The organism is Blautia sp. OF03-15BH, from assembly GCF_003463065.1.
Taxonomy (GTDB): domain Bacteria; phylum Bacillota; class Clostridia; order Lachnospirales; family Lachnospiraceae; genus Limivivens.
Genome location: NZ_QSCM01000017.1, coordinates 33,448 through 59,862, shown reverse-complemented (window position 1 = coordinate 59,862; position 26,415 = coordinate 33,448). Strand labels below are relative to the sequence as shown.

Below are 26,415 nucleotides of genomic sequence, written 5' to 3'. Positions count from 1 at the left end.
AATTAGGAACATGTTCCTGATGCGCTCTGTGGATTGCTACACATTCCTTACAGTTTCCGTGATAACGACAGGCTTTCAGGCAAGGACAGTGATCTTTGTCTTTATACTCCTTACGAAATTCCGCTGCAAATTCTTCTTGCAGTCTCAGTCCCTCGACACGGTTTCCCTTATGAAATTCTACCATTGCATCCAGTTCTTTCTGGTTCCCTTCAATCTTCATGTTATTATAGCGCCTCCATTTCAACTATTCCTCATTTTCTGATAAATTCCGATTGAGATTTCACCTGTTTTAAGAAATTTAATAACTGTTATATTTTATTATTAAATTCTTCGCAACCCCTTGAAAACACTGGATTTGTCGCAGGTGAGCTTTCCCTTATTATTTCCCTTGTGTTATATCGTCCCATCAGTGTTTATGCACTCTGATAAGGGCAAATACAAGGGCAAGAAAAATCTATAAGACAGTATAACACAAAATAAAAGTGACATGGTGAACTGATTGAAATGCTTCTTAATTTTTGCTACTACTGATTGATTAAATGATAAGGAGATGGGATACGATGAGAACAATATTTGCAGAATACAATCCACAGTGCAACAGCATTGATGTATATACTAATACGGGCTATATACTCCGTATTGATTGTTGGGAAGCAGAAAAAAATTTAAGAACCACACCTGGATCTGATTGTGCTTTGACATCGCTTGCAATCGATGAGCCATTAGAATATGCAAGGTTATATCTTGATGGGAATTTACAGATGTGGGTAGATGCTGAAGATTCATTAGAGTTATGATTATTCCAATCAAAATCTACTAGAATTTATTAAAAATTAGCTTCATAATTTTAAAAGGACAGCCCTATTGCTATGAGGCTGTCCTTAAAAATACAATAGATAAACCTAGATTATTCTTGCTACTATCTGATTGTTAAATTTTCTGTATTCCATATTGCAAATCTCCCTTTTCGCAATATTTTATTAGTATGAATGCCAGAATCGCTGAAAAAACACGTGCCAATACCGTACTCCACCATATCATAATCTGTCCACCAAATAAAGGTGGTAAAACAAGCATAAATATCAGCATCAATACTGGTTCAATGAATGTAAGAATGTATGACAATCCACTTTTTTCAGTAGCATAAAATCCAGCTGTCGCTATTCTGGTAATCGCAACAAATGGTAATGACACTAAAAATATAGGTACAATTTTAGAAATCTCAATACTTACTTCATAAGAAGCTCCGAAAACCCCTCCAATATTTGCTCTGTTTACATACATGATAATTCCACCACAAACAGCAAGAATTATTGCAAAAATGTATGCCATTCTCTGAACTCCTCTCAGGCTTTCTTGATCCTTCTCACCATAAAAACGGCTCATTAAAGGTTGACTTCCATCACCTACGCCCTGCAATATGAGATATATGATACAGATAATATAGGATACACATGCATAAGTTGCAATAGCTTTTTCTCCCCCATAAGAAGCGGAGAATCGGTTTATAAACACCAATGAAATATTAGGAGTCAATGCTAGCCCAAATGGTGCAAGACCTACTCTGAATATAGCGCCACACATTTCTTTTACATTTTTTAAGGATACATACACATAAAACTTTTTATTATATAATGCGTATATGATTGCAATTGCTGCAGTCACACCCTGTCCGGCTATTGTAGCTGTGGCTGCACCTTTCATGCCCATTTCATATATCCATACAAAGATAAAATCCAGAACAATATTGGTTATGAATCCACCAACCATCGCAAACATTGACCAGAAAGAGTTTCCATAATTTCTAATGAATGGCATCATTCCAGTTCCAAGAATCTGCAATATTGCTCCAAGTGCTATAATTTTGATATAATCTGTCGCATTTGTTAATATAATTCCATCTGCTCCAAGCAATCCTAAAATTTTAGACGAAAAGGAGTAAATAATTATGGTACTGATAACACTTACTATTACAAGAAGCCACCAGCTTGTAGCAATAAATTCTTCTGCCCGTTTTCCTTTCTTTTCTGCTGCATTAATTGAGTAATAAACAGCTCCTCCCATACCAATTCCTGTTCCAAGAGCCTGAATCAAAGCCTCAATCGGATATACAATATTAATAGCCGAAAGTCCAGCATCTCCTATGGTATTGCCTACAAAATATCCATCCACTATCGCATATATTCCTGATAATGCAAATGCTATAATAGATGGAATAACATATTTAAAAAATAATGATTTATGATTCATTTTTCTTACAATCTCCTTCCTTGAAAAGTCTGATAAACAGCTCTGTATTATCATTAAGACTTTCTATATTCTCTAATCCCATTTTTTCGATTACATATATTTCTTTTGAGTGCAGTTTTTCTATGATATCTTTCGTATATTCCATTCCTGATTCTGTGAGGCATATCAGCTTATTTCTCTTGTCTGAATCATCAGATACCATATTGATGTATCCTTTTTTCTGAAAATCTTTTAGTATCGTATTTACCGTTTGCTTAGGTATATTCCATTTTTCACTTATCATTTTCTGCGTGCATCTTCCATTACTTTCATAAAATGAATGCAAAACAAAAACTCCATTTGAAGACAGTCCCTGATCCTTTGACCATTCCTCATACATTGCTGTACATTCTTTCCATAAAGCATAATATCGTTGCAACTGTATTATCATATTATTATCTTTTCTCATCTTTTTCCTCCTTAAATTAGTACGAATCCGGACTTTTGTATTATAATCCGAGTTCGTACTAATTGTCAAGATTTATTTATATACTTTTTCTTTATATAAACAATCAATAGTCCCTTACTAAGGACAGGAAGATTATGAAATTTCCCTGTCCTCTTTTAATAATATCCTCGTTCTTCCATCCAGTCTTTCACATAACATCTGATTCCAATATAAATAATATGCGACAGTAATAGCAATACAATAAGATTTATCGGATTAGCGTTTTTAATCCATTCTCCAAAGTAAATTACAACAGCTGTACTCGTTATCGCTACCACGATACTGATGATATCCCAACAATATTTCCGGTAGATTTTTCCTACCTGATAACCAATCCCGATTATCAGCCACCCGGTTATTACGAATAAAATTGCCATGACAGTACCGGCAATCAGCCAGTACACAATCCCGGAAAGAATACTGTTAGGTATTCCACTGCTTAACTGTCCGAAAGAGTCTGCACCTGTCACAAACTCCCGAAATAAACTTCCCATTCCTTTTCCTAACGCACCGAAAAAGACGACACAGTCGTTAAGGAAAACCGGCGAAAGAATCGCAGTAAACAGTGTTGTTGTTATGCTGTACCATGCCAGTAGAAACAAGATACTTTCATAACCAATCGTCATATTTTTATATTTCTTTTCTAACTGGCTTTTACGGCTATCGCATTTTTCTTTTGCTTTCCGGTAAGCAGTACGGTCACATTTTTCACATTTCTCATAAGGCACTTTTTTCTCAACAGCTACCTCTACCGTCTTTTGGTGTGTCTGTGCATAAAGTTTTTCCTGCTCTGCTTTTTCATACTTAAATTTCCATGCCACGGCTTCTGCGTCGGCTCTTTTCCTGCTGTCTGTCTCGCTGGTCAATCGTTCCTCTGTTTGCCTTAATCTTGTCCGCAATGCTTCGATATTCTCGGCTCTGTTTTCGCTGTTCAATTTCTCGTTCAAGGTCAGCGATTCGCTTAGCTGCCTGTTTAGTTCCTGGATTGTCTGGTCTTTCTGATCCAGTTCGTCCTGCATCTGTTCGGTCATCAGCAGAAGTTCTTCCACCTGCCCGACGTTCTCTAAGTTTCTGCATTCGCTCATCGATCTCCCTCGCTTTCTCTATCTGCTGTTTAAGGTCAGCAATTCGCTGTTCTGTTTCTGCAATAAGCTGTTCTCGTTGTTCAGCTTCTGCGTTAATTCCTGCCATTGCTGATTCTCGTTTTCCAACTGTTCGATTCTGGTTTTCTGTTGCTCGATCTGTGAGAGCAGTTCTTCTGTATCTGGCAAAAGATTTAGCAGCCTGGATAATTCGCTGTTTAAGCTTTTTAAACTCTGGTTCTGCTCCTGAAAAGACAGGAGCTGCCTGTCCCGTTCCTGCAATTCCTGTACCATCTCTGCCATAAGATTCTGCTGTTCCTCGATCTGGTTTATCATTGTCTCCATCATGGGAATGACTTCCCGGCTTTCTTCTAATGTCACGCAATCGCTCCTTCCATTGTGTTAATGCACTGGATACTTTTCCAAAAGAAATCTGTATTTTATCCAGCAGTGCATTTTGTCTTTTTATGATCTGGTTTTCCTCTACTTTCCATGAAGTAGAGGATGTCTGTCCGTTTTGAAATTTCTCGTCAATTTTTCTGGCATCTGCGCCCTCATGGATCGTCGGTATCTCTAATTTTCCCTGCCTTGCATAAGAACGATGGTCAATGTGATTTTCCGTTTTCAAATGTGCATTACAGACGTTTGCCCATTCGCTCCGCCATAGCTCACAATTTTTCGGATTGTTCCACCCGGTAGCATCGGTTAATACACGTTTCCACTGTTTGCGGTTCCTTGTCCCGACTTTCTGGACTCCATTTTCATCAAGTACGGGGATTCGGATTCCATGACGGTCAGGGTTCTTTTTATCCTGCCACCAGTCCGGATGGGATTCATCCACCACAATATTTCCATTTTCATCTCTGACAAACTCCCAATCCTTGATTTCTTTGTTACCCCATGAGTGGTCTGAATTGAATGGTCGCAACGTCACCAATAAATGCACATGGGGATTACCATCTCCTTTATCGTGGATACTCCAATCCGCACACATTCCCTTATCTACAAAGGTCTTTTGAATATATTCAGTTGTATAATCAATCTGTTCCTGTCGGCTCCATTCTTTCGGAAGTGAGAACTCAAATGACCTGCCGAGTTGTGCATCTGAACTTTTTTCTATCCTCAAGACTTCATTCCATAAACGCTGCTTCTGAAAAGTAAGTTTGAATTTTTCCAGTGCAGCATTTTGGTTATCTGCCCTTTTATATCGGACAGATTTCTGGAACCGTCTGATATTTTCAGCAGGTACATTCTGCCATTCCTGTGGTGCATTTTCACACATCAGCAGGCTGGTATAAACGACTTCTTTTTTTGAAGTATAGTAGCTGATCCTGCCTGTTTCTTCATTTTTCATCACATCGCCATTGAGATAAGCAGACGCCGATATGATGGATTTTCCTTTGCTGCGTCCAACAATCTTTACTGTATAATGAAAAATCGCCATGCTCCGTTTCCCCCATTCTGCCGTATCCGGCTTTGATTTCCGGCAGGTAACGTTTTTCCTAAAAGAAAATGGTATCTGCCGGAGCACCCTCTGCGTAAGAGTGCCCTGTGCATAACAGCCTGCATGGAATGTGCCCCTCTGGCGAAGAGTGCCTCCTGCGGCATGAGCAGGTCTGGCTGAAAGCCCCGCCGACGGAACGAGCCCGGCAAGCGTAAGCGCAGACCGGTTGCCACCTGTGGCAAACTTATACGGACGACCTCTGGTTGTCCATAAGTGCGCCCTTCATAAAAAAGCAATGAAGGGAATGGAAACTCCACTCCCTCCGGCATTACACTTCCTCCGTATTTGCAACTGGCTCTTTCTGCATTGCCTTTGAGAAGAATTTCCCATTTGCTTCCTGCCTTTTTAAGAAGCCGATCAGCTTTGGGATATCATCTTCCTCAATCGCAGAACCCAGTACCGATTCCACTGCACCGCCAATCTGGCAGAGCCTGTGTGTCCGTTTTTTGGTTTCCACATCTTTCTGACGTTTCTTCAGTTCCCGTTTCTGTGCTGCATACTGTTTTGCTTTCTCAAGGCTTTCCTGTTCTTTCTTTTCCAACTGGAGCATACGCTCCTCATAACTCTTTGTTGATCTTGCCATAAATATCATCGTCCTTTCTTTTTTTCCAAACATAAGTTTCCTGTTGTCTGTCAGACGAAGTACATGGTATAATCTGCTTGCGTGTAGGTATATCATGACTCCGGTCTGATAGAACCTTTGGCGGTTTCTTCGGGAACCGCTTTTTTAAGTTGAACCGTTTCTTGTGACTGCTTTCACATTTCCCTTATCCCTCAAGTCCCTGCCCTCGTTGGCTTCCATAAAAAGTTCCAGCATATCCGTTTTGATCAGGACTTTTCTCCCAACCTTCAATACCGGAAGTTTCTTCCACTCTACCAACTTTCGCAGGGTGTTCCTGCCAATTCCCGTATAATCAGCAGCTTCCTCAATAGATAAGGCAATCTTTCTTTGCGTCATATGACCACCTCCTTTCGAATTGCATTATGCAATTTCATTTGTGCTGTCAGTATAGCGTGTTTATATTGCTTTGTCAAGCATTATGAAATTTTTCTGCTTTTCTTAAAATTGCATATTGCAATATATTTTGTTGCGTGGTATAGTAATGACATACCGAAAAAGGAGGCACATCAGCATGAAAGATAAAGAACTACGCAAGCTGATTGGCAGCAGGGCAAAACAGCGCCGTCTGGAATTAAATCTGACACAGCCTTATGTCGCAGAGAAGATGGGAGTTACCGCTTCCACAATCCTGCGTTATGAGAATGGTTCGATTGACAATACCAAAAAGATGGTACTGGAAGGTCTTTCGGAAGCACTTCATGTATCGATTGAATGGCTCAAAGGGGAAACCGATGAATATGAAACTGATATTACGGATAAGAAAGAATTGCAGATTCGTGATGCGATGGGCGACATTCTCAAACAGTTTCCTCTTGACCTCAATAAAACAGAAGACGCTTTTTCTAAAGACTTACTGCTGTTAATGTTAAAGCAATATGAACTGTTTCTGGATTCGTTTCAGTTCGCCTGTAAAAATTACAAAGGCAGTACCAAAGATGCGGACATTGCCAAAGTAATGGGATTTGAATCGAAAGATGAATATAATGAGATTATGTTTCTCAGGGAGATCACACATACTGTCAACGCATTTAATGATATGGCAGATGTTGTAAGGCTCTATTCAAAGAAACCGGAAGCGGCAGAACAAAGGCTTGCAAATCTTTTATCCGAAGTTATGTATGACGATTCTGAATCGGTATAGTAAGATAATCGGAGTTATGATACAATGAGCGCAAGCGAGTCAAGCTGTTTACAGATTTGACGAGCGGCGAATTGGCTTATGGACTTGTCCATAAGATGCCTACACGCAAGAAGCATTTCAGCAGTTCCGATTGTCTGATATCGAAAGGAGACATACGATTATGGCAAAAGGATCTGTTAGAAAAAAAGGAAAAAAATGGTACTATCGTTTCTATGTAGAAGATGCAAGCGGTAAAATGGTTCAGAAAGAATACGCCGGAACCGAAAGTAAAAGTGAGACGGAAAAGCTTCTCCGCAAGGCACTGGAAGACTACGAAGATAAGAAGTTTGTTGCAAAGGCAGATAATCTTACCGTAGGGGAACTTCTGGATATGTGGGCAGAAGAAGAACTGAAAACTGGGACACTCAGCAACGGTACAGTGGAAAATTATCTTGGTGCAATCCGATGTATCAAAAAACACCCGATTGCAGACCGCAAACTGAAAACAGTTACTGCCGAACATTTACAGGCATTTCTTGATCTGCTTACATTCGGTGGTGAGTTTCCAGACGGGAAAGTAAAAAAGGGATACAGCAAAGATTATATCCATTCTTTTTCCGCAGTGTTACAGCAGTCATTCCGTTTTGCAGTATTTCCAAAACAGTTAATCAGTTTCAATCCGATGCAGTATATTAAGCTGAAAAAGCAGGCAGAGGAAGTTGACCTCTTTTCCGATGATGAAGTGGAAGAAGGTACACAGCCGATTTCACATGAGGATTATGAACGGCTTATCCAATATCTGGAAAAGAAAAATCCACCTGCTATTCTTCCGATTCAAATTGCGTATTATGCCGGGCTCCGTATCGGGGAAACCTGTGGTCTTACATGGCAGGACATTAACCTTGAGGAACAATGCCTGACCATAAAACGCAGTATCCGCTACGACGGCATGAAACACAAAAATATTATCGGACCAACGAAACGGAAAAAAGTAAGGATTGTTGATTTTGGAGATACGCTGACTGAAATACTGAAAGCTGCCAGAAAAGAACAGCTCAAAAACCGGATGCAGTATGGCGAATTATATCACCGCAATTACTACAAAGAAGTGCATGTGAAAAACAGGGTATATTATGAATACTATCATCTTGACGGAACACAGGAAGTCCCGACAGATTACAAAGAAATCTCCTTTGTCTGCCTGCGACCAGATGGCTCTTTGGAACTGCCGAGTACACTCAGCATTGTATGCAGATCAGTGGCAAAGAAGCTGGAAGGATTTGAAGATTTCCATTTTCACCAGTTGCGTCACACTTATACCAGCAATCTGCTTTCCAATGGAGCTGCACCGAAAGATGTACAGGAACTGTTAGGACACTCTGATGTCAGTACCACAATGAATATTTACGCTCACTCAACAAGAAAAGCAAAACGGGATTCCGCAAGACTTCTTGATAAAGTAGCGAGCAATGCTTAACTAAAAATTTCCCTTATTTCCCTTGCGGATTCCGCATAAGGGCAAAAATAAGGGAAAATACATATCATTTCACTATTTAATGGGCTGAAAAGCCTGTAAAATAAGGAAAGTTCAGGAAATCTCTCCACAAATCCCGATTTCTATTTTTGTTTCCATATCATAGTGTACTCTTTTTCACCAGTATCTTCATCCAAATCTTCACATTGAATAATGAACCCTTCCCTTTGGTAAAAAGAAATTGCTCTGGCATTCTTCTGGTATACATTTAATCGTAAGCTAACTTTTTTATCCTTAATATAATCCAATAAAAGTTTACCTATGCCACATGACTGCATTTCATCAGAGACAAAAATACCTTCGATATATTCATCATTTAGTCCTACAAATCCTTGTATCATTTTATCCACTTCAAACACATAGACTTCGGATTGTGACATCATTTCTTTCACTAATTCATAATTACTTTTCCAGTATTGATTGGAAATAAAATAATGTGCTTTCAGATTTGTCTTTAACCATATGTCAGCGACTCTATCGATATCTCCGTTCAGCAACTTTCTAATCATAACAAATATTCTCCACAACTACATCCTTTATGCTTTTCTCTTTTTTCCATTCTAGCACAAGCTCACCATTAATCATCATTTTTTGATATTTTTTCTTTTCCCCCACTGTAAAACAGCCTCTGAGCGTTCTTACGCAAGGATCCATTGGCCATTCTCTATGTCAGATCTCACCTGCGTCTGGTTATAAATCTCCAGACAAATGTGAAAGCAATGCAGAGCCCGGCTTATGCTCGTCGGGTAAAACTTTCTAACCTGCAGCAAATGGCAAATACCATTCACTGATGATTTCTATTGCCCGCTTTCTTGGTGTTTTGTGGTCAACTTGGCTCTTTTTTCGACCACTTTTTCTTTTCAATACATCATTCTTCAGTTTGTAAGCAAAAGCTTTTTCACTGTAACTGATCCGTTCTCTGTGAAGATTGGAATCTACCATACTTAAAATGGAATCATCTTCACTTAATACCCGGATGATTACCGGTACTTTACGGTATCCTAGTTTCTCCGCAGCATGTTTTCTTCTGTGGCCGGATATGATCTCATAGTAGCCATCCGGTACTGGTCTGACGATCAGCGGATTTAAAATGCCATACTTCTCAATGCTTTCCTGCAGAAGAAACATTTCCTTATCATCTTTCACTTGAAACGGATGCTCTTTGAATGGACGAAGACGCTCAATCTCAATTTCTATGATTCTTTCTTCGTTTTCTTCTGATTGTCTGTTTGGCTCAGTCATCTTGACTCCTTTCCTCCAGGATTCAGGAAATAAAAAATGCCTGCCTGGAACTTTTATAGATAGTAAAGTTCCAAACAGACATTGCTGTTTGACCATTAGCTGTAGCTAATAGAATTGAGTACTATTTCAGCTAATTTATGTTTGCAGGTTTGGGAGAGATTGTTTCTTTTCCCGCCTTTTCTCTGATTTACATCCCCGAATAAGGGGTGACAACAGAGCGGAACCCAAATGTTAGCTGGACTTCCTAAAACCCATGTTTGCAAACCGGTAATTTTGATTAGCTGTCAGCTAACAAAAATCGGATTGCGTTAGCTGGAAATTAATCATTTTGAATGGAATCTCATGTCACGAACGTGATTAGAAAATAGCAAAAGCGTTCGCTGTCAGCTAATCCAGCTAACATTTTCGAACGCTTTGAAGCCCGTCGCCAAGAGGATTTGAACCTCCGACCCCTCGCTTAGGAGCAACTTTTATGCAGGTTCAGACTAGTCCAACCGGGACAACCTATTCACTTATAAGTCCAGTAAAAAAGCGCCTTCCCGGACTATTTCTGTTCATATAAGATCATTGAAAATTATTCCGGATTTTTACATTTTCTGAGAAAATGATTGTACGCTTCTAAATATAAAGCGCCAACTCCATCTATAATTTTTCAAATCATAAAATCCAACTATCCTGCCCATTTAAAAGCGGGAAATGAAATGTGTGATACACTATTTTCTTTGTCAGATTTCTTCTAAATTATACATCAGATACCGCCATTTACGCAAGATGCTTTGACCACTATTTTACCTCTTTTTTCTCACATGCTCTGATTTGATCTCATAAATAAAACCGGCAGAGAATTTGCTCTCCACCGGTCTGCTTTTATCCTAATTATGTTCCCCTTGCATTGATTTTGCTAATGATGTCAGCAACACAGCCATTTCCGGATTGCTGAGAACTTTTGCAAGTAACTCTGCGTCCACTCCTTCTGGAACTTCCATCATCGTCCTCTTTTCTGTATCATGGATCTGCGGATTCAGATTCTTCCTGTTATAAAAGGAATCTTCCAACAGTGTCGCATTGCGCCGTCTGTCTTCATCTATGATATGCGAATATACTTCTGTACTGTAATAATTCTATTCAAATTTTCTTTCTGACTTCCTTCACTCTGCATGTACGGTCACATCACTTTCCTTTTGTTTCGACATAAACCAATAAAATACAGCACAAAATGCCAATGCAAATACAACACCAAAAACATTCTGAATCACTCTAAGACTAACTGCTCCTTTTAATCCATAACTTTCCGCAGCAATTGCGAGAGCGCCAAAGGTATTAAATACAGCCTGCCAGCCGTATTGCGCTGAAAATCCTACACCAATTCCACCAAGAATTCCTATATAAGCATAGATGGATGATGGAAGCAGAAAATATAATACGGTGAAGCATATAACACCTACAATATTTCCGACAATCCTTTTACGGACTCTGTATTGCATGTCTTCCACAAACGGCAAAATTGCTGACATAGCCGCAATACCAGCCCACATTGCACGTGGCATATTGCAAAGTTCTGCAATGCAAATGACAATTGGTACACATATAATCTGGCATAACTGCCATTTTGTTCTCGATGAAGTGATATCAAATTCCTGGATTAGATCTTTCAAATTTCTTTTAAAAGTTCTATTTTTATGATTTCGATAAAATACAAAACAGGTAAGAACTGCGCCTAAAATCATTCCGGCCAATCGCATCTGATAGCTTGTTCCTGTAACATCATATCCATATAATAGCAGATAGCCAAGAACCAATGTAGATTGGTTAAACATGAATGGATTATGACATCCAAAAAATATCAACACTGCCAGTGCAGCAATATTTAACAGCATTCCCAGTACCGGTGAAAGCTGATTTGCAAGATGCGGACATACGGCCATTATTACAAAAAACATAGCCAAAAGCATCGTAGATTGTCCAGTGTGGATTCCCAAATCCGCATTTCGAAATACCATAAGACATAATAAAACTACCACACCAACAATACTGTTTTCATTTCCAAACAGGATGCTGAAAACAGTAACAAATAAAAAACAAAAAACCATTGTAACAGCTATCTTAATCAGATATACCAGTATATGATACATTTTTTCTTTCGTGGTTTCACTCTTTTTCAACAGGTTTTTCGATCCTGCCTGATTTAACTGTAATTCCTGATAAAATGTCATATAAATCCTCCCATCTTCTACTTTTATATTATATTCTCATTTGTCTGTATCGGAAGTTCTACAACAAATCTACATCCGCCATATTCCCGGTTTTCTGCTTTGATCGTTCCTCCCGCACTATCTACAATCCGCTTTACAAGTGCAAGACCAAGACCGTTTCCTTCTGCCTTATGAGAACCATCTACCTGATAAAACTTGTCGAATATTCTAGTCTTTACATCTTCCTCGATTCCTGGTCCTTCATCCTCCACAATGAACTTCACAGAATTCTTTTCCTGTTTCAGAAACATCGTAATTGTTCCCTTTGCCGGACTAAACTTGATTGCATTATCTAAAAGATTCATCCAGATATGCATAAGAAGTCCTTCATTTCCAGTATATTTGACTTCCTCCAATTCTACCTGGAAGCCAATTTCTTTTTCTGTCCATTTTGATTCCAAAGAAAGAAATGCCTGACGAATCTGTTCATCCAGTCGATATTTCGTTTTTTTCATTGGTATATTCTGATTCTCCAATTTAGACAACAACAAAATATTTCCAACCAACCCAGAAAGCCTCTTCGTGTTAAATAAGATTTTTTCTACATATCCCTCTTGCTCCTGCGATAATTCTTCTCCCTGAAGAAGCATTGTATAACCTTCAATGGCATTGATAGGGGTCTTAAACTCATGAGAAACATTAGATACGAAATCCATCTGCAGCACTTCTGTTGCACGAAGCTCTTTTGTCATCACGTTGAAACTTTGATAGGATTCACCAACCTCTGCTATACGACTGTTCGTTTCCAAATGCTGTTCAAAATCTCCTTGAGAAACTTCCTTCATTGCTTTACTGAGTCTGGTAATTGGCTCCAGTAACTTTGCATTAATAAAAGAAGTAATGAGCCCTGCGATCAGTGTATTAAAAATCAAAAGCCAGCCAAGCACAGGTATACTCCCCGGTAGCTTAAAGAAATGATTTAAAAATGCAAATAATAAAGCAGATATCACTGTTGAAAATACGAGAGACAGCCAGATTGCACCAGTCAGACAGGACCGAATCTTCAATCTTTTTTCTTTCTTCTGATTCATTATTTTTTCACCACCTTATATCCAATTCCACGCATGGTTACAATTTCGAAATTGGGATTATCTTTAAAACGCTCCCTAATTCTTCCTATATGCACCTCTATCGTATGTGGGTCTGCCTCTGTCTCATATCCCCAAACTTCATCCATTAACTGCTGTTTTGTAAATGTTCTTCCCGGCGAAGCTGCCAGCTTATATAAAAGCAGAAATTCTTTTTTCGGTAAAACAAGGCTTTCCTTATCCGTTGTAACGGTCATTGCATCATAATCAAACTCTGTTGAACCAATCACAATTTTATGTTCATTCAGGATCTGTGCACGACGGAGCAATGCACCTACTCTTAAAACCATTTCATTCACATTTACCGGTTTTACCATATAATCATCACTTCCAGAAAGAAATCCCTGGCGCATGTCATCAAAGTTTCCTTTTGCAGTGATCATAAGTACCGGTATCTGGTATCCTGCTGAACGAAGTTCCGACACCAGCTCATAACCATCCATAACCGGCATCATGATATCGGAAATAATCAGATCAATATATTCCTTATCCAATACTTCTAATGCCTGAGCTCCATCCGGTGCACTTTTAACCTGATAACCATTCTTCTCGAGCACTTTCTGAAATAGCTGGCTTAATTCTTTATCATCTTCTACAATTAATATCTGAAACACGTTTTCCTTCCTCCCTGTTATCTATTAAAACAGATATCTTACCCATCCAAGCAGATGCTGTACCAAAAACACATTCCTCTGACGTTTTTTTGTTAATTCAATCGGTTTTACATGATACGGATCATGATACGTGCCATCTTCTAATGCCTGTCGGGATACTTTTTCATATTCCATCATTCCTTCTTCCAACTGTTTATTGATTTCTTTGCTACGTATTACAAGCATCAGTTCCGTATCCAGATACGTACTTCTCATATCCATGTTAAAGGAACCAATCACAGATAAATCATCATCGATCAGGATGCTTTTTCCATGGTAAGAATAACCGCCTTCATATTCCCAGATGTCAATTCCTGTATTTAAAATCTTATTTCTATTTTTTGCATAATCAGCAGACCCGAATGGATTGCCATTATTTGCAACCGAATTTGTCATGATTGAAAAATTTGGAACATTCTCTGCAATCTCCTCCCATGTATTGTACATCATATCATTACAGATAATATATGGTGTATGAATCTTTACACGATTCTTCGCACTTTTCATCAATTCTCCCAGCTGATACCAGATTACTGGTTCCTTGGAACCTGTGTGAATAGGATTTGATACCAATGCAATCTTTTCTGTCTCAAACGTTTCATCTGTATAATCCGTATCGAAAATCATTCCCTTGTTTTCATTATAATATTGCTGATATTCTTCCTGCAGTTCTAATACTGCCTTCTTTACAGATTTTCTATTTGCAAGTTTCTTATCATTATGAAAATAGCCACTATCTTCTTGTTCCCATATCGTTTCAAAATAATCTAACAACTGGTTGACTGAATTTTCTTTCCTTGGTTCATCGCAAATAACCAACACATCTCTGTCATAGTTCTTGTGTCCTGGAAAATCGCCCAGGAAATAATTATATGTATTTCTTCCTCCAAGAATATAGTTCTTACCATCTGCAATCAAATATTTATCATGCATTCTTCCCATCATTTTCCATGGTTTCAACGGATTGGCCTTATTGTACAATTTGATTTCAACATTCTCATGGGAAGATAATCCATAAAAATACGGATTACCTTCCATATCAATCCAACTCTCCATTCCATCTACCAGCAAGCGAACATGTACACCTCTGTCTGCCGCATCACGAAGAGCTCCTAAGATCAATTTCCCACTTTCATCGGATTTGAATGCAAACGTAGAAAGAATAATTTCCTCTTTTGCATTCTTAATCAATCGCACTCTTTGTAAAAGAGCTTCCGAATTCTTTTCTATAATCACTGCCCGTTCTGGATTCTCACTGCATTCGTTCCACGACTCATTATGTATTTCTTTTATGGTTTTTTCGGACATTTCTGGTTGTTTTTTATATGCAATGCAGATTCCAAGTAATTCATAACAAGCCATAAACAGAAGAACTACCAGTATAACAAGAAGAATTTTACATATTTTATGCTTTTTCATTGTATATCACCTGATTCCTTTTTTCCATGCTTATATAATACAATGTCAATCTCAATTCAACCTCAACAAAATTTATTTTTTTCAACTAAACGGAAATTCTGTACAAATCATTCGATATAACAAAACGACCTCTCAAAAACAGTCGACTTTTAAATTAACTGTTCTTTGAGAGATCGTTACATCAGATTCTTATAGCAATCCAGCAAATAATCTCATAAATAATTGTCCTAATCGTAAATATGCACTGCGTCCGGTACAATATTGTTCTGTCACATCACGACATTCACCCATGGTTTTTATCAAATCACTCTTTATATCTAAAACAGACTGACAATCTATCATAAAACATCCATTTTCAAAATGATGGTATAAACTTCGATAATCCAGATTAATTGTTCCACAAGTTGCCATACAGTCATCCACCACACTCATTTTTGCATGGCAGAAACCAGGAGTCCATTCATAAACACGCACACCATGTTTAACCAATCCATGATAAAAAGAACGAGTGATATTATAAATAAATTTTTTGTCTGGAATACCCGGTGTAATAATTCTGACATCCACTCCTCGCTTAGCAGCCAAACATAACGCATGTGTCATTTCGTCTGTTATAATCAGATATGGAGTCATGAACCAACAGTATTTTTCAGCTTTATTTATCATACTAATATAAACTTCTTCTCCAACCTGTTCATTATCCATAGGACTGTCTGCATAAGGCTGAATAAACCCCGTTTGCTGCGCCTTGTAATCATAATGAAAAATATATTTACCAAAATCAGGATCATTCGCATCTTTATCACTAACCGCATTCCACATTTCCAAAAATGTCACTGTGAGTGACCGAACAGCATCTCCTTCTAAACGAATACCTGTATCTTTCCATTGTCCATAAGGATGTGTATAATTAAAATATTCATTTGCGAGGTTGTATCCACCGGTAAACCCAACTTTCCCGTCAATAACCGTTATTTTTCTATGATCACGATTATTCAAGAACAAATTTAAACCTGGTACAAACGGATTGAATACACGGCAATGAATTCCTACGCACTCCATTTTTTTTACAAAATCAGTATTAATAAATCCTATAGAACCCATATCATCATAAAATATGCGTACTTCCACTCCAACTTTTACTCGTTCTTCCAGAATCTTTTGGATCTTATGCCACGCCTCTGCATCTTCTATAGCATGATACTCCATGAAGATAAACTTCTGTGCCTTTGCAAGATCTTCAAGCTGGGTCTCTAATCCCTTTACTGCTTCATCGAAATACATCACATCCGTATTCTGATAGATTGGATACTGCGAATTTCTTTGTATATAACTTGCAATATTTCCTGCCTTTGGAATCGTTTCGTTTATTCTGCTTAAACACTCCTGATTATCGGAAAGCATTGGTAACAATTTGCTATCAATTTCTGCATATCGCTCACGCATTTTATGTGTGCCACCATTCAAACCAATCAATAAATATAGGCCTACACCCATAATTGGGAAAATTAAAATTAATATAACCCAAGGCATTTTCATGGAAGATGTCTTATCTGATGCATACAATCTCAAAACTAAAATTCCACTTAAAATCCTTGTAAATAGATTTATGATTTCTGCATATTCATTTAAGCGTGTTACAATAGTAATAATAAAAACTACTTCTAGAAGAATGCAGATTATGGAAAAACACAATCGTTTTACTCCGTTTTTTGTTTTCGCTTTTCCTTCTAAAGTATCTTGTTTCATATATATTCCAACCTTTCTACTCAATCAAATTTCTGCTTAAATTTCGTGGAACATACCAATTTTGTCTTTTATTCTCTGCATTTCATTATCTGCTTCAATGACAACTCTTGCAGAATGAAGTAATTCTTCACTGATCTCTTCATATCCAGGCATTTCTTCAATGCCTTTTTTATAACGAAGCTGATGTTCCAACGTTGCCCAGAAATCCATCCCATTAGTTCGGATTTGAAGTTCTACACGCATAGGTGTTTTACCCTTAGCAAAAAATACAGGAATCTCAACAATCATGTGATAGCTTCGATAGCCATTTGGTTTGGGATTTTTTATATAATCCTTTACTTCAATAACTTTGATATCATCTTGTTGTGTGATCAAATCAGATATCATATAAATATCATCAATAAATGCACAAACTATTCGAACACCTGCTACATCATTTAGATATATTTGTATATTCTCTGTTGTAAAATCATGTCCCATTTTCTGCAGTTTATTATAAATACTATTGGGTTTCTTAATTCTTGTCTTTATAAATGAAATAGGATTTCGATTGTTCTCAACTGAAAATTCATCATCTAAAACCTCAAGTTTGGTTTGAATTTCCCGGATAGCACAACGGTACATCATCATTAAATTATAAAACTTTGTAGCATTCTTTAAAAACTGCATTGATTCCGGATTATCCATCCAGAGTTTTTCTACTTCTTCCTTTGTCATGATAATTTCCTTCCTACTTCTTATTTATAAATACTATTTATTTTGATAATTGATTTGTTCTCCTTGAATTACAGGATAACAGATCAAGTTATTACCATCCAAATCTTCCGCATACATATCTACCGCACTTATCTGATGATTTTCATAAGTATTGTAATAATAAATGCCTTTTGTAACATTACAACAAGATGTATATAATGTAATTTCATATTTTCCATCAGCCACCTCGCAACATCCACGTTGCTGATCCACGGATCCGAGAATGTGAAAGAACTGGCTAACACTCTCTTTCTCTGATTCACCTGAAATTGCATGTATCTTTGTAAAAGCAACACGCACAAATCGAGAGGAAGATGAGAGATCTCCCGGAAGACCTATTCCTCCCATACCTCTACTATATGCATCAAGAGCCAAATTTTCGCCAAAAGTGTTCTCTGGCTGTTTTGGGGACAAATGCATATAGTTGTTTAATTGAAACATCTGCTGTGGAAATGGCGGATTATTCGTAAGCACTCCTACCGGGTTATCGTAAATATGCAAACCATGTGACATAGATTCTACCGTAATTGATTCGTTTTCATCAGAAATTATCCAATGTAATTGCGCTAATGGCAATTGTTCACTAAAAGGAGTATTCACAATATTAATTCGATCAAGAAGCTCCCGAACTTCTGCCAAAGAAGCACACTGACTCAATATCCAAGGAATGAATTCAAACTGTGCAATATTTTCTACATCTGACTGAACCTCGGAATAAACAGCATTTCCGACAAAATTCAGTCCAGCAATCGCCACTCCTTTTTCATTCATCGCATCATAATACAACGGATAGTTTTCTGCAACATGAGCCATTCCAATCATTGCATAATGCTTTTTTTATCTCCAATATAACGAAAATGAAACGAATAATTACGTGGTGTAATTACAATTTGATCACCATAAGAGAATTCATAATCGAGGGTTCTTCCAAAGTAAAAATCTTTTGATTTATAAGTTGCTGCTGTACACATGATTGTTTATCCTCCTAAATATTTTGAAATATGTCAATAAATTTTTGTCAAACAATAGTATAGCACAATTCTGTTATTTTGTTTCAAATTCACTAATAATCGAATTAAAAAAAGTGTTTGAATGCCTTCAAAAGATTACACTCAAACACTTTGTAAAATCATATTATTCCGCCATCAGTCTTTCAAACCAAGTATCCATAGCAAGGATGAACTTGCTTGCTCCCGACCATTCTTGCAACATCTCATCCAAAGTCTTATGCTTCACATATTTCTGCACATATACCCAGCAGGCAGCACCACTGGCTTCTGATACAATGTCAGCTATAGTTTTACGCATGACCTCTTCAAATTCAGCAATTTCTTCTTTTTGAACAACATCATATAGTTTTGGTTCTTTATAATCTATTCTCACTGAAAACACAATCCAACAGCTCCGTCCACTTTGTTTTTCTTGTCATGGTTTCCGGATCTTCTGGCTGCCACTTTTTACTTCTGTAAACTTCATTACGGTAAGCGGAAAGCATTGCCTTGGCTACCTCTCTGGTTATTTCATAAAATTTCCCATCAACTTTTGCATAAAATTTGTCATTGAATTTATATGGATGCTCTACATACATCGTCCGTTCCTCCTGAATTTGAAATCTGTTTCGTGTTCCAAATTCAAGAGCGGAGGGGACCGGCTCCTTCTGATGCCTCTGATCATGCGTACTGATTTCCTTTCAGGCCACCAGATCAGGCAGACCTGTGGCTTATTGGCCGGAAATCAAAATTTCAGGGCAACAAAAAAAGCCCCTCCGGGGTGCTAACCCGAAAGAGCTTTTCTAATAATCATATGAAGTTTTCCTGCTGTTCTTTTATTTCCAGCATAATCAGTATAACAGTTCAAAGTATCAGGGGTATCTCAAATACCTGCCGTAAAGTATCACTGATTCCTATAAAAGTATCATCATTTGATACTTTTTAAATTGACATAAAAATACACCGGAATCATTGTATCAGGATAAAGTTCACAAAGTATCCGCAATACATTCCCATAAGTTCATGTCATTATTGAAATTGTACATATTTCAGTATGAAAAGTTCACCATTCAAATTCTGATTATTATTTCTCCACATACTCTTCTGCCATATGTACTGCCATAGCACCATCTGCCACTGCTGTTACTATCTGACGAAGTAACTTTGTTCTGACATCTCCTACAGCATAAACACCCGGAATACTCGTTTCAGTGTTTTCACCTGCCACAATATATCCTTTATTATCCAGTTCTATCTGATTATCTAAAAAATCTGTTGTCGGTTTTCTTCCTATACTCACAAACAGGCCGTCACATTCTATAATGTTTTCTTCTCCTGTAACTGTATCTTTCAACCGCACACCAGTCAATCGTTCTCCATAAATCAGTTCATTTACTGTATTGTTCCATCGAAACTCTATATTTTCAGTTTTCATCAGCTGGTCATGGTAGATTTTCGTTGCACGTAATGTATCTCTTCGATGAACAATGATGACTTTCTTAGCAATTCGACTTAAAAGAACAGCATCTGATACAGCAGAATTTCCACCACCAACAACCACCACGATCTTATCTTTATAAAACATACCATCACAGGAGGCACAATAAGCAACCCCATGACCTATCAATTCTTTTTCTTTAGCGAGACCAAGTTCTCTTGGATTTGCTCCAGTAGCAATCACTACTGTTTTCCCAATATAAATTCCCGAACTAGTTTCTACTCTCTTAAGCTTTCCTGTTAAATCCATATTAAAAACTTCAGCATATTCACTTTTAGCGCCAAATTTTTCCGCCTGTTTTTGCATTTTCTCTGCCAATGAAAATCCGTCAATTCCATTTTCAAAACCAGGATAGTTATCAATCTGCCAGGTCAATGACATCTGACCACCTGCAGATAATTTTTCTAAAACAATGGTATCAAATCCTGCTCTGGCTGCGTATAATGCTGAAGTATACCCTCCAGGTCCTCCCCCCACGATAATCATATCGTAAACATGATTTTCATTCATACAGCAGTCCTCCTTTTATTTTTTCCAATGCTTCATTAATAAAATTCTCTATCATTATTTTTGATTCAGGTGCAACAATAGAATCTATTGCCTTTCCATCTCGATATAAAACCAGCGTAGGAATTATCTCAATCTTTTCAGCTTCTGCAATCTGTGGTTCTTCATCAATATTTACTTTTCCAGCAATAAGAATATCGCTGTATTCTTCACTTATTTTTTCATAAGCCGCTCCAATTCTACGGCAATAACCACACCAAGGTGCCCAGAAATCAACCAAAACCGGTTTTTCCTTATGAATTAATTGTCCAAACTTTTCTTTATTTATATTTATAGATGTCATATTTTTCAACTCCTTCTCCTATTTGAACTTAATATACCCCAAATAAGTGCTTGCTTCCGTGATGATATCACAGAAAAGATAATTTACTTTATTACACTTCTTTTTATTTCTATTTATGGCGTATGCCAGTTATATAATTGACGCATCTAAAAAAAGCAAGTATACTATGTTCGTAAAGGAGATAACGGTTATGAACTTCGAAAATTGTTTTCCACTATGGAATGACTTAAATACAGCACAGAAAAAAATAATTTCAGACAATTTAATCACACAGTATGTAAAAAAAGGGACAATCATTCACAATGGAAACCTGGACTGTACTGGATTATTGCTGGTTAAATCCGGGCAGCTTCGAACTTACATACTTTCAGATGAAGGACGGGAGATTACACTTTACCGTCTGTTCGATATGGATATGTGTCTTTTATCCGCCTCATGTATCATGCGGTCTATTCAATTTGAAGTAACCATTGAAGCAGAAAAAGATACGGATCTTTGGATCATCCCTGCTGAAATCTATAAGGGCATCATAAAAGAATCTGCTCCTGTCGCAAACTATACCAATGAGTTAATGGCTACCCGTTTTTCTGATGTCATGTGGCTGATTGAACAGATTATGTGGAAGAGTTTGGATAAGCGTGTTGCTTCATTTCTTTTAGAAGAAACATCCATTGAAGGAACAAATGAACTGAAAATCACTCACGAAACTATCGCAAACCATCTTGGTTCCCACAGGGAAGTTATTACTCGAATGCTTCGATACTTTCAAGGCGAAGGACTCGTCAGACTCTCTCGCGGCAAAATAACAATCCTTGATTCGAAAAGACTGGAAACACTACAAAGATCATAAAACGTTTTTTTCTCTAAAGAATCCTCCATTTATCAGAATTATGAAAGTCATTCTAATAAATGGGGGATCTTTTTATACTACAATCAAACTATAAAAATATTTTATTTATTTCTAATAATCCATACCACATGCATATGATCTTTCAATCAGTGCATGGTCATTAGCCACTGCATCATAAAAGCGGAATCCACCTGAAAAGTTGTATGTTTCATATCCATTTCCTTCCAAAATACGGCTTGCAATATAACTGCGTAGCCCACTCTGGCATATCAGGTAAACAGGCTTTCCCTTCTCAACTTCATTGATACGTTCCCTCAGTTCATCTACAGGAATGTTTTTAAATCCATTAATATGGCCCCTGCTAAATTCACCTACTGTTCTCACATCCAGCAACACAACACTTTTATCTCTAGAAATCTTATCCATATCTTCCAGATGCCATTGTTTTAAGGTACCTTTTGCTATATTGTCTATCATGAATCCTGCCATATTTACAGGATCTTTGGCAGAGGAATAAGGCGGTGCATATGCGAGATCCAAATCCTTCAGCTGGGTTGCCTTCAGCCCTACATGAATTGCTGTTGCCAGCACATCAATACGTTTATCAACTCCTTCATATCCAATAATCTGAGCGCCAAGCAAACGATAGGTCTCTTTTTCAAAAACCACCTTCATGGTCATCACTTTTCCACCAGGATAGTAACCGGCATGACTCATAGGAGAAAGAATTACTGTATCTACCTCTAACCCTGACTTTTTGGCATTGGTTTCATTGATACCTGTAGTAGCTGCTGTCATATCAAATACTTTGATAACGGAGCTTCCCTGACTGCCCAGGTAACGACTATCACCGCCACAAATATTATCAGCGATGATTCTGCCCTGTTTATTGGCTGGTCCTGCCAAAGAAATCAGCGCATCATTACCCGTAACATAATGTTTTACCTGAACTGCATCACCTGCAGCATAAATATCCGGTACAGAGGTTTCCATTCTGTCATTCACTACAATACTTTCCTTGATGCCAAGTTCCAGGCCGGCTTCTTTTGCTAATACTGTGTCTGGTGTGACTCCGATTGCCAGAACTACCATATCAGCCTGAAGGGATGGATTATCTTTCAACAGGACCTCCACTCCGTTGTCTTTTTCTTTAAATCCTTCTACTGTATAGCCCAGTACCAGTTTTATCCCATGCTTTCTCATTTCATTATGGATCATGGATGCCATATCCGGGTCAAAAGGGTTCATCAGCTGCTTAGGCCTCTGGACAATCGTAACATCCATGCCAAGCTCCCTCAAATTTTCTGCCAGTTCCAGACCAATAAAACCGCCACCTGCCAATACAGCCGATTTTGGATGATTCTTATTTATATATTCCTTTATCCGAAAAGTGTCTTCTACAGTACGAAGTGTAAAAAGTTTATCAATACCTACTCCGGGAAGTCTCGGCTGTGTTGGCTTTGCACCTGGAGAGAGGATCAGCTTATCATACTTTTCTTCAAATATCCCACCATTCTCTAAATTTTTCACTGAAACCGTTTTACGTTCCGGATGTATGGAGATAACTTCATGATGAATTTTCATGTTAATACGGAAGCGTTTAAAAAAACTCTCTGGTGTCTGTAGTGTAAGTTCTTCCGGGTCTGTGATCACGTCTCCAATATAATATGGAAGTCCACAATTTGCATAGGATATGTATCCGGATCTTTCAAACACAGTAATTTCAGCATGTTCATTCAGTCTGCGTATTCTTGCTGCAGCTGTAGCTCCTCCGGCTACACCTCCTACAATTATTACCTTCATCTTATTTTTCCACCTTTCCTGAGTAAGCTACAATGCCACCGATATTATTTACTTTAGAATATCCCATTCGTTGCAGTATCCCAGTTGCCTGGCGGCTTCGTGAACCGGAATAACAGTATACAAACAGTGGGATATCCTTATTCTTCGCTACAGAAGCAATATTGTTAAGTTGTTGTAACGGTACATTTTTACTTTCTGGTATATGCCCTTCCTGATATTCCTGCGGAGTACGTACATCCAGCAGAACTGCACCAGCAGTCCTTTTATATTCCTCTATCCCTTGATTAATATTCGCCTGTTTAAGGAAATCAAAAAATATCATTAGCGCACCTCCTTAAAGCATTTCTAAAATTGCATTCTTAGATCTCGCACCTGAAACCTGCTGTACAATCTTCCCATTCTTCATAACCACTAAAGTTGGAATGCTCATAATACTGAACTTATTTGCCAGTTCAGGCTCTTCATCTACATTAATCTTTCCAACTTTAATATCTCTACGCTCACTTGCAATCTCCTCTACAATAGGTACTACCATACGGCAAGGCGCACACCAAGATGCCCAAAAATCTAAAAGAACGGGTTTATCGGAATTCAGTACTTCGTTCTGAAAATTATTTTTATTGATATTAATAGCAGACATTTTACAGTCCTCCTTATCTTTTTCTTTTTGTAGATTTATTATAGTCTTAATTTCATTTATTTTCCGTGATTACATCACCATACCTCATTAACTTAACTTCTTGCCATACCATCTACACTTAATATAACACCTGTAATGTAACTCGCCTCATCTGAAGCAAGAAACACAAACGCATTGGCAATATCTTCCGGCTGTCCAAGACGACGCAATGAAATTCTTTCAATCATAGGTTCGATAACTTCCTTTGGCACGGCCTTCATCATATCAGTTTCTGTAATCCCAGGTGCAACAGCATTAACACGAATACCTTTAGGTCCTAGTTCTCTTGCTAATGATACAGTCAATCCGTTTACTGCAAACTTCGATGCCGGATAAGCAAACCCACTTGGCTGTCCCGAAATACTCACCATGGAAGAAGTTGAGAGAATGACCCCCTTGCCTCTTGCCACCATACATTCTGCTGCTACACGAGTAGTATTAAATACTCCTTTTACATTTAGATCCATGACTTTATCAAAAGTCTCCTCTGTATAATCCATAAATGAGGTGTTTTCTGAAATCCCTGCATTATTTACCAGTATGTCGACACATCCATATTTTTCAGTTGCCTCTTTAAAAGCCTTTCTGACAGACTCCATGCTTGCTAGATTTGGACTAATTCCAGCAACTATTGCATTGGGATATTTTTCTTTTAATTTATCTACAGCAACATCTGCCGATTCCTGTGAACTTGCTGCAAACACAACTGAAGCACCTTCCTTCAAGAATTTATCAGCTGTAGCAAATCCTATACCACGGCTTCCACCCGTAATGATTGCAACTTTATCTTTTAATCTCATTTAGACTACCTCCTTACTTTGTTTGTAGTTACATTATAAGCAAAAGGTAAATCATTTTCTGTGATATCATCACAAACTATCGCAATAAAAAACCCTGTTGCTCACACGCACCAGGGTTTTTGTTTATCTATCCGTATTTAAATAATCAGAATTTTATTCAACTTCTGAAAACTGATCTTTTCCAACATTACATAATGGGCATTCAAAATCTTCTGGAACGTCCTCCCACTTTGTTCCTGGTGCAATACCACCTTCAGGATAACCTTCCTCTTCATCATATTCCCATCCGCAAACGTCACATACATATTTCATTAGTTTGTTCCTCCTTATAAATATATTAATACACAGCATATATTACTGTTGTATCTGAATTATTTTGTAATCTTAGCACGAAAGTCAAGTGTTTTTAGCATTTCCAGAGTCCATGAAGATTGCAGTATGCGTATACTTCTTCTACATATTCTCCATCACAGAGGCAGAAATCCGCAATAGGTTCCTGTCCTGGAATTAGCTGTTTTCTATAAATACCCTGATTTGTATTTAGTGTAATCCATTCAATGAAATGATTATCAAGCATTGGATGTTTTGTTTCACCGACCACAACATGTACATGCTGTTTGTCCACTGTATATACAGGTACATGCTTCTCAACAGCAGCATCTGTCACTCCAGCTTTTAACTCATGTATAGCCTCTCCGCAGCACATTACTGGTACGCCTTGATCCTTTACCATTTCAATAATGTTTCCACAATGATTGCATACATAATATTTTACTTCCATCTTTTTTATCTTCCTATGTTTAAAATTTAAAATCCAATTGTTTCTATAACTTTTTTCAAAGCATCCGCCGATTTCTTAAACTTTAATGCTTCTTTACCAACTGATGCAGAACCAACAAAGCCACAGCCTATCATTACTGCTTTTTTTAATAATCACTTTCTTCTTTGTAATAATCTCCTTCTCTTTAATAGTTCTCTTCACATACTTCGAAATAACTCTGTGGATGGTTACATACTGGACATATCTCAGGTGCCTTTGTTCCTACCACAACATGTCCACAGTTACGGCATTCCCATACCTTAACTTCACTCTTTTCAAACACCTGTGCAGTTTCAATATTCTTAAGAAGTGCACGATATCTCTCTTCGTGGTGCTTCTCAATCTGTTTATTATCAATAAATAATAGT

The 26,415-nt window shown here is 37.8% G+C and carries 27 protein-coding genes and 5 pseudogenes; 5 read left to right on the top strand and 27 right to left on the bottom strand.

All coding sequences use genetic code 11. The features are described 5' to 3' along the window. The coding region (locus tag DXA57_RS14415) for an LPS biosynthesis protein (protein ID WP_243005807.1) at positions 1-220 on the bottom strand (220 nt) is incomplete at its 3' end. Between the two features lie 340 nt (positions 221-560). Here DXA57_RS14415 and DXA57_RS14410 point away from each other — a divergent pair. Then, positions 561-797 carry a DUF6061 family protein gene (locus DXA57_RS14410; protein ID WP_002578301.1) on the top strand — a complete coding sequence of 79 codons (237 nt, stop codon included), beginning with the start codon at positions 561-563 and terminating at the stop codon, positions 795-797. A 133-nt stretch (positions 798-930) separates the two neighbouring features. Here the strand turns inward: DXA57_RS14410 and DXA57_RS14405 are convergent, their stop codons facing one another. The 6 genes from DXA57_RS14405 to DXA57_RS14375 all read right to left on the bottom strand — a co-directional run bounded on the left by DXA57_RS14405 (position 931) and on the right by DXA57_RS14375 (position 6,281). Next, complete coding sequence (locus DXA57_RS14405) at positions 931-2,250, bottom strand: MATE family efflux transporter (protein ID WP_117485164.1); 1,320 nt, start codon at positions 2,248-2,250, stop codon at positions 931-933. Then, positions 2,240-2,698 carry a MarR family transcriptional regulator gene (locus tag DXA57_RS14400; protein WP_117485166.1) on the bottom strand — a complete coding sequence of 153 codons (459 nt, stop codon included), beginning with the start codon at positions 2,696-2,698 and terminating at the stop codon, positions 2,240-2,242. Before DXA57_RS14400 ends, DXA57_RS14405 begins: the two co-directional genes overlap by 11 nt. 155 nt (positions 2,699-2,853) lie before the next feature. Further along, complete coding sequence (locus DXA57_RS14395; protein ID WP_117485168.1) at positions 2,854-3,558, bottom strand: DUF6040 family protein; 705 nt, start codon at positions 3,556-3,558, stop codon at positions 2,854-2,856. Beyond that, positions 3,542-5,263 carry a MobA/MobL family protein gene (locus DXA57_RS14390; protein WP_109214826.1) on the bottom strand — a complete coding sequence of 574 codons (1,722 nt, stop codon included), beginning with the start codon at positions 5,261-5,263 and terminating at the stop codon, positions 3,542-3,544. Before DXA57_RS14390 ends, DXA57_RS14395 begins: the two co-directional genes overlap by 17 nt. Positions 5,264-5,591: 328 nt before the next feature. Next, positions 5,592-5,906: a DUF3847 domain-containing protein gene (locus DXA57_RS14380; RefSeq protein WP_002578306.1), complete on the bottom strand. Its 315-nt coding sequence runs from the start codon at positions 5,904-5,906 to the stop codon at positions 5,592-5,594. A 144-nt stretch (positions 5,907-6,050) separates the two neighbouring features. Further along, on the bottom strand, positions 6,051-6,281 hold the full coding sequence (locus tag DXA57_RS14375) for a helix-turn-helix domain-containing protein (protein WP_002578307.1): 231 nt from the start codon (positions 6,279-6,281) through the stop codon (positions 6,051-6,053). Positions 6,282-6,456: 175 nt separating this feature from the next. Between DXA57_RS14375 and DXA57_RS14370 the strand changes: the two genes are divergently transcribed. Further along, positions 6,457-7,086 (top strand): helix-turn-helix domain-containing protein, encoded by a 630-nt coding sequence (locus DXA57_RS14370; protein ID WP_009243739.1) that lies wholly within the window; start codon positions 6,457-6,459, stop codon positions 7,084-7,086. Between the two features lie 160 nt (positions 7,087-7,246). Further along, on the top strand, positions 7,247-8,542 hold the full coding sequence (locus DXA57_RS14365) for a tyrosine-type recombinase/integrase (protein WP_009321335.1): 1,296 nt from the start codon (positions 7,247-7,249) through the stop codon (positions 8,540-8,542). A gap of 140 nt (positions 8,543-8,682) precedes the next feature. Here the strand turns inward: DXA57_RS14365 and DXA57_RS14360 are convergent, their stop codons facing one another. Next, a complete protein-coding gene (locus tag DXA57_RS14360) occupies positions 8,683-9,108 on the bottom strand; it encodes a GNAT family N-acetyltransferase (RefSeq protein ID WP_117767976.1) in 426 nt (141 codons plus the stop codon). Positions 9,109-9,234: 126 nt separating this feature from the next. Here DXA57_RS14360 and DXA57_RS17855 point away from each other — a divergent pair. Beyond that, positions 9,235-9,384 (top strand): annotated as a pseudogene (locus DXA57_RS17855) (relaxase/mobilization nuclease); the annotation flags it as partial. Here DXA57_RS17855 and DXA57_RS14350 read toward each other — a convergent pair. From DXA57_RS14350 to DXA57_RS14285, 12 genes and pseudogenes are all read right to left on the bottom strand, one after another. After that, positions 9,383-9,937 (bottom strand): annotated as a pseudogene (locus tag DXA57_RS14350) (ParB/RepB/Spo0J family partition protein); the annotation flags it as partial. The pseudogenes DXA57_RS17855 and DXA57_RS14350 sit on opposite strands and share 2 nt — an antisense overlap. A gap of 1,052 nt (positions 9,938-10,989) precedes the next feature. Continuing rightward, complete coding sequence (locus tag DXA57_RS14335; RefSeq protein ID WP_117767975.1) at positions 10,990-12,054, bottom strand: FUSC family protein; 1,065 nt, start codon at positions 12,052-12,054, stop codon at positions 10,990-10,992. A 23-nt stretch (positions 12,055-12,077) separates the two neighbouring features. Further along, a complete protein-coding gene (locus tag DXA57_RS14330) occupies positions 12,078-13,124 on the bottom strand; it encodes a HAMP domain-containing sensor histidine kinase (protein ID WP_117767974.1) in 1,047 nt (348 codons plus the stop codon). Further along, positions 13,124-13,795, bottom strand: a complete 672-nt coding sequence (locus DXA57_RS14325; protein ID WP_117602944.1) for a response regulator transcription factor — start codon at positions 13,793-13,795, stop codon at positions 13,124-13,126. Before DXA57_RS14325 ends, DXA57_RS14330 begins: the two co-directional genes overlap by 1 nt. Positions 13,796-13,819: 24 nt before the next feature. Further along, complete coding sequence (locus tag DXA57_RS14320) at positions 13,820-15,253, bottom strand: phospholipase D family protein (protein ID WP_117767973.1); 1,434 nt, start codon at positions 15,251-15,253, stop codon at positions 13,820-13,822. 189 nt (positions 15,254-15,442) lie between these two features. Beyond that, on the bottom strand, positions 15,443-17,002 hold the full coding sequence (gene cls, locus DXA57_RS14315) for a cardiolipin synthase (protein WP_117767979.1): 1,560 nt from the start codon (positions 17,000-17,002) through the stop codon (positions 15,443-15,445). Between the two features lie 36 nt (positions 17,003-17,038). Continuing rightward, positions 17,039-17,719: a GTP pyrophosphokinase gene (locus DXA57_RS14310; protein WP_117767972.1), complete on the bottom strand. Its 681-nt coding sequence runs from the start codon at positions 17,717-17,719 to the stop codon at positions 17,039-17,041. 33 nt (positions 17,720-17,752) lie between these two features. Next, a pseudogene (bsh, locus tag DXA57_RS14305) lies at positions 17,753-18,729 on the bottom strand (choloylglycine hydrolase). 163 nt (positions 18,730-18,892) lie between these two features. Then, positions 18,893-19,120: pseudogene (locus DXA57_RS14300) on the bottom strand (hypothetical protein); the annotation flags it as partial. 4 nt (positions 19,121-19,124) lie between these two features. Next, positions 19,125-19,346: a hypothetical protein gene (locus tag DXA57_RS14295; protein ID WP_117767971.1), complete on the bottom strand. Its 222-nt coding sequence runs from the start codon at positions 19,344-19,346 to the stop codon at positions 19,125-19,127. Between the two features lie 485 nt (positions 19,347-19,831). Next, positions 19,832-20,755: a thioredoxin-disulfide reductase gene (gene trxB / locus DXA57_RS14290; protein WP_005421617.1), complete on the bottom strand. Its 924-nt coding sequence runs from the start codon at positions 20,753-20,755 to the stop codon at positions 19,832-19,834. Beyond that, complete coding sequence (locus tag DXA57_RS14285) at positions 20,748-21,095, bottom strand: thioredoxin family protein (RefSeq protein ID WP_117767970.1); 348 nt, start codon at positions 21,093-21,095, stop codon at positions 20,748-20,750. Before DXA57_RS14285 ends, trxB begins: the two co-directional genes overlap by 8 nt. Before the next feature lie 166 nt (positions 21,096-21,261). Here DXA57_RS14285 and DXA57_RS14280 point away from each other — a divergent pair, with 166 nt between their 5' ends. Then, positions 21,262-21,945 (top strand): Crp/Fnr family transcriptional regulator, encoded by a 684-nt coding sequence (locus tag DXA57_RS14280; RefSeq protein WP_117767969.1) that lies wholly within the window; start codon positions 21,262-21,264, stop codon positions 21,943-21,945. A 111-nt stretch (positions 21,946-22,056) separates the two neighbouring features. Here the strand turns inward: DXA57_RS14280 and DXA57_RS14275 are convergent, their stop codons facing one another. The 7 genes and pseudogenes from DXA57_RS14275 to DXA57_RS17560 form a co-directional block, all read right to left on the bottom strand. Next, positions 22,057-23,748, bottom strand: a complete 1,692-nt coding sequence (locus tag DXA57_RS14275) for an FAD-dependent oxidoreductase (RefSeq protein ID WP_117767968.1) — start codon at positions 23,746-23,748, stop codon at positions 22,057-22,059. 1 nt (position 23,749) lies between these two features. After that, the gene (locus DXA57_RS14270) at positions 23,750-24,070 is read right to left on the bottom strand and encodes a rhodanese-like domain-containing protein (RefSeq protein WP_117767967.1); all 321 of its coding nucleotides are present in this window, start codon (positions 24,068-24,070) and stop codon (positions 23,750-23,752) included. A 12-nt stretch (positions 24,071-24,082) separates the two neighbouring features. Then, positions 24,083-24,388, bottom strand: coding sequence for a thioredoxin (gene trxA / locus DXA57_RS14265; protein WP_055183212.1), 306 nt, complete (start codon positions 24,386-24,388; stop codon positions 24,083-24,085). A 92-nt stretch (positions 24,389-24,480) separates the two neighbouring features. Continuing rightward, positions 24,481-25,227 (bottom strand): SDR family NAD(P)-dependent oxidoreductase, encoded by a 747-nt coding sequence (locus DXA57_RS14260; protein WP_117767966.1) that lies wholly within the window; start codon positions 25,225-25,227, stop codon positions 24,481-24,483. 153 nt (positions 25,228-25,380) lie between these two features. Next, entirely contained in the window at positions 25,381-25,539 is a 159-nt protein-coding gene (locus tag DXA57_RS14255; protein ID WP_005339874.1) for a rubredoxin, read from the bottom strand. Between the two features lie 94 nt (positions 25,540-25,633). After that, complete coding sequence (locus DXA57_RS14250) at positions 25,634-26,008, bottom strand: desulfoferrodoxin family protein (protein WP_117767965.1); 375 nt, start codon at positions 26,006-26,008, stop codon at positions 25,634-25,636. A 184-nt stretch (positions 26,009-26,192) separates the two neighbouring features. After that, positions 26,193-26,393: pseudogene (locus DXA57_RS17560) on the bottom strand (rubrerythrin family protein); the annotation flags it as partial. Positions 26,394-26,415: the final 22 nt, after the last annotated feature.